This is a genomic window from Baaleninema simplex PCC 7105, assembly GCF_000332355.1.
Lineage (GTDB): Bacteria > Cyanobacteriota > Cyanobacteriia > Cyanobacteriales > Geitlerinemataceae > Baaleninema > Baaleninema simplex.
The window spans coordinates 1-4194 of the sequence record NZ_KB235960.1 but is presented as its reverse complement, the minus strand read 5'-3'; the positions used below and the strand labels follow the sequence as shown (position 1 = coordinate 4194).

General features: G+C 53.5%; 3 protein-coding genes and 1 pseudogene. 2 read left to right on the top strand and 2 right to left on the bottom strand.

Annotation, left to right across the window (positions count from 1 at the left end; all coding sequences use genetic code 11):
- Positions 1–114: 114 nt before the first annotated feature.
- On the top strand, positions 115–462 hold the full coding sequence (locus tag GEI7105_RS40095) for a hypothetical protein (RefSeq protein WP_083862521.1): 348 nt from the start codon (positions 115–117) through the stop codon (positions 460–462).
- Here GEI7105_RS40095 and GEI7105_RS0123495 read toward each other — a convergent pair.
- Both GEI7105_RS0123495 and GEI7105_RS0123490 read right to left on the bottom strand, forming a co-directional pair.
- Positions 384–2201 (bottom strand): ABC transporter ATP-binding protein, encoded by a 1818-nt coding sequence (locus GEI7105_RS0123495; RefSeq protein WP_017662851.1) that lies wholly within the window; start codon positions 2199–2201, stop codon positions 384–386. The two genes, GEI7105_RS40095 and GEI7105_RS0123495, sit on opposite strands and share 79 nt — an antisense overlap.
- 68 nt (positions 2202–2269) lie before the next feature.
- The gene (locus tag GEI7105_RS0123490; RefSeq protein ID WP_017662850.1) at positions 2270–3646 is read right to left on the bottom strand and encodes an NCS2 family permease; all 1377 of its coding nucleotides are present in this window, start codon (positions 3644–3646) and stop codon (positions 2270–2272) included.
- A gap of 83 nt (positions 3647–3729) precedes the next feature.
- Between GEI7105_RS0123490 and GEI7105_RS35395 the strand changes: the two are divergent.
- Positions 3730–3991: pseudogene (locus GEI7105_RS35395) on the top strand (IS701 family transposase); the annotation flags it as partial.
- Positions 3992–4194 lie beyond the last annotated feature (203 nt).

Sequence of the window (4194 nt, the reverse complement as noted above, 5' to 3'; positions counted from 1 at the left end):
GCCCCCCCATCCCCCCTTAGCCCCCTATCCCCCCTTCGCCCCCCTTTGAAAGGGGGGCGAAGGGGGGATGGTTGGGGGGATAGAGGGGCTTGTCGGGTCGATCGAAACCAGTATTTGAGTCCTCGACTCCGCTCGGACTCAACGCTGAGCGAAGTCGAAGCGAGCGAAGTCGAAGCGAGCGAAGTCGAAGCGAGCGAAGTCGAAGCGAGCGAAGTCGAAGCGAGCGAAGTCGAAGCGAGCGAAGTCGAAGCGAGCGAAGTCGAAGCGAGCGAAGTCGAAGCGAGCGAAGTCGAAGCGAGCGAAGTCGAAGCGAGCGAAGTCGAAGCGAGCGAAGTCGAAGCGAGCGAAGTCGAAGCGTTGGGATTCGGATTCCGTATCGATACTCAATTCACCAACTCCCCCGCTTCAGACAAAGCGTGCAAGCGACGGTACAACCCCTCACCCCGCAACAGTTCCTCGTGACTGCCAATTTCGGCGATACGTCCGTTGTCTAACACGATAATCTTGTCCGCGTCGCGAACGGTACTCAAGCGGTGAGCGATGACGATCGTCGTGCGAGTTCCAAAAATTGATTTCATTGCCAGTTGAATCGATCGCTCGGACTCGTAATCGAGGCTGGAAGTGGCTTCGTCGAACACGAGAACGTCGGGATTGACAATTAACGCTCGTGCGATGCCGATTCGTTGTCGCTGTCCCCCCGACAGCCGTACACCCCGTTCGCCGACGACGGTGTAGTATCCATTCGGAAGCTCGTCGATAAACTCGTCCACACGGGCAATTTCACAGGCGGATCGAACGCGTTCCCAAGAGGCTTGGGGGTTGCCGTAGATGAGATTGTCTAACAGAGTTCCGTTGAAAATATCGACCTCTTGGTGAACGATCGCCAATCGTCGCCGATATCGTGCGATATCGAGCGTTCGGATATCTTCGCCGTCGATCGAAATGCGTCCGCTGTCGGGTTCGAAATAGCGAAACAGTAGTTTGACGAGGGTTGATTTTCCCGATCCCGATCGCCCCACGAGAGCGACAGTTTGGTAGGGTTCGACGAGAAAGTCGATCGCTTGCAGTACCGGGCGATCGCTGTTGTAGCCAAACGTCACCGCATTAAATTCCAGTTTCCCCGTAAACCGATAGGGATTGTCGGACGGAAGTTCGGGAATTAAACTGGCGGCGTCTTTCCCAGACGGACGCTTCATAAACTCGTGAAATCGCACCATCGAGGTATATCGGCGTGCGAACACTTCGGCAATTACGCTGATGGGTTCGAGTTCGGAATAGGCGTAGCTCGCGACGGTAAAGGTCGTAATAAAATGTCCCAGCGAGATACTACCGCTAATAGTTCCCCAAAGGGTTAATACTAAAATGCCGAACAGAGACGATTGAATAACAGTTTTTTGCCAGGTTTCGAGAATGACGTACTGGCGATGAATGCGGTTGATAATGACTTTGTGTTCGCGCTCGAGTCGTTGATTTTGTCGTTTGAGTTCGTTCGCTTCAGTGGCAAAAGCTTTAACGGTTTTTATGTTGGTAATAATCTCAGAGGTACGACTTTCGGTATTCTCGATGTATCGCTCGATCCTTTCTTCTTGACGAACGATCGCTCGCAAATCTCGCAAACTAAACAGAAGAATTCCCGAAAACGAGGCAGCGAACGCCGCCGCAATCCACGGCTCGATCAGCCAAATGACGATAAAAATCCCCAGAACGCGCATTAACTTAGGGACGAGCTGTCCGGCAACTTCGGGATACGTCCAAGTATGGTTGGATAAACCTTTCGCGACTCGTCCGGCAATCCGACCGGGATTGTTTTCGTCGTAAAAATCGAGCGGTAAATTCAAAATTTGGGCGATAACTTTTCGAGAGTTATCGCGTCGAGCTTCGAGGGCGATCGCCCAGTGAAACCAACCGCTGACCCAGGGTTGAATCGGGGCGCGAACGACGGCAATAATAAAGATAATTGTTACTAAAACTGCCAGTTCGACGGTTTTTCCCTCGGTGACGCCGAACCCGTTCGCGACGGCGACTGTTAAGGGTTTGACGAGGGGATCGATCGGCTCTCCCGAGAGAACATTGAGAATTTGTCCGATGGCGTAGGGAACGGCGAGATCGATCGTTTCAAACAGTCCCGTTCCGACCGTACTCCACGTCGCCATCGACCAGTAGGGGCGGAAGTATCGAATAATATCCCGAAACGAAGCCATGATAATTCGGTAAGGCGATAACAGAAACGCCTCGCAGTGTAACACGGTTTATTACCAAAGTGCTACATCTAAAGTGCTTCCGTCGCGTCGAAGGTAAATTTCAAGAAGAACGCCACGGCCAAAACCCAACTGGCGATGGAGGTTTCGCGTACTTTCCCCTGAAACGCTTTCATGAGTGGATAACTGATAAATCCCACAGCTAACCCATCGGCGATCGAAAAACTCAGGGGCATCACTAAAATCGTCAAAAACGCCGGAATCGATTCGGCCGGATCGTCCCAACGGATCGATCGCACGTTCTGCGTCATCAACACTCCCACGACTAACAACGCCGGTGCTGTAGCGAACGCTGGAATCGAGGCCAGCAGCGGAATAAAAAACACCGACAGGGCAAACAATGCCGCCGTCACCACCGATGCGAACCCCGTGCGTCCGCCGACTGCGACTCCAGCCGCCGATTCGATATACGTCGTCACTGTGGACGTGCCGAGAATCGCCCCGACGGTGGTTCCTACCGCATCGGCCATAAATGCTTGGTTGGCGCGAGGCAGTTCGCCTCGGCGATCGAGATATCCTGCCTGAAGGCTGACTCCGGCGAGAGTTCCTACGGTATCGAATAAATCCACGAACAGCAAGGCGAACAGAACCGAGAGAAATTGACCGACGCTGACGGTTCCCAATCTCGAGAAACCGACAAATGCCTGACCCCACAAATCCTTCGGCAGTTCTGGCAAGGCGAACACTTGCGTCGGGGCGGGTGTCACCCCAGAAATCCACGCCAATACTGCCGTCGCCAGGATTCCCCACAGTAACGCCCCGGTGACGCGACGGGCAACGAACGCCCCGGTGAGGAGAATTCCCACGACGGCTAACAGGGTTTCCGGTCGGCTGAAATCTCCCAAACGGGTGAGGGTGTTGGGATCGGCGACGATGATGCCCGCACCTCCGGCTTCGGGAGAACGGGAGAGTGCAATGTAGGCCAGAAACAGGCCGATTCCGGTGGCGGTTGCCGATCGCAGACAACCGGGAATGGCGGCGATAATCCAGCGACGTAAGTTCGCCCAAGTCAGGAAAATAAAGACGATCCCTTCGAGAAAGACAGCCGCCAACGCCACGCGCCACTCGATCCCCATGCCCAAGGTGACGGAGAAGGCGAAAAAGGCGTTTAAGCCCATTCCGGGGGCGAGGGCGAAGGGATATTTTGCGACGAGACCCATGAAAAGGGTGGCGAAGGCCGCAGAGAGGGCGGTGGCGATCGCGATTTCAGCGAATAAGTCTCCCGGTTGCGCGAGAAAAATTCCGTTCGAGAGAATGTCGGGGTTGACGGCGAGGATATACCCCATCGTCATAAAGGTGGTAATGCCAGCGAGGGTTTCGGTTTGCCAATCGGTTTGATGGTGGGAAAACTGGAAAAACCGAGCGATCGAGTGTTCGGCGTTCTGCATCGTAGCGGGACTTAAACGAAAAGAAGAGGTAGAATAAGGGCCAACCCTTGGGCTGACAGAGATGCAAGGTGGAAGACATTCCGATGAGAGAAACCACGCCAGCGGCCATGCCAACCTGCTTTGAGAAGTGGTGCAAGCGTTTCGACCCCGACTTCAAAACCCAAGCACAAAAAAAGGGGTTTAGACACTATTTGGGAGGATTACTCGGGGAAAGCCAGCGGAACAACGTAACTCAGATAGCCAACGACTCGGTGGGTGTGGTTTGCAAACCGCTTACATCATTCTATAACGGAATCTCCTTGGCAGGAGCAGCGCATTAACGAACGTCGGTTAATGGTGATGGACTGGGTGCATCTCAAAAATGTCAATTTATCAGATCGAAGTCTCTATAGTGAATTGAGCTGTTGTTGGGTTTCGCTATCGCTGTTACGGTCGATGGGAAAGTCGACCTTCCACACCTCCGATTAAAAACCGGACTTGACAGGGTCTTCGGAGTTTGAGGTGATAATAGTATAATAGAAAACAAATGCAGGCGGATCTAAAGATGA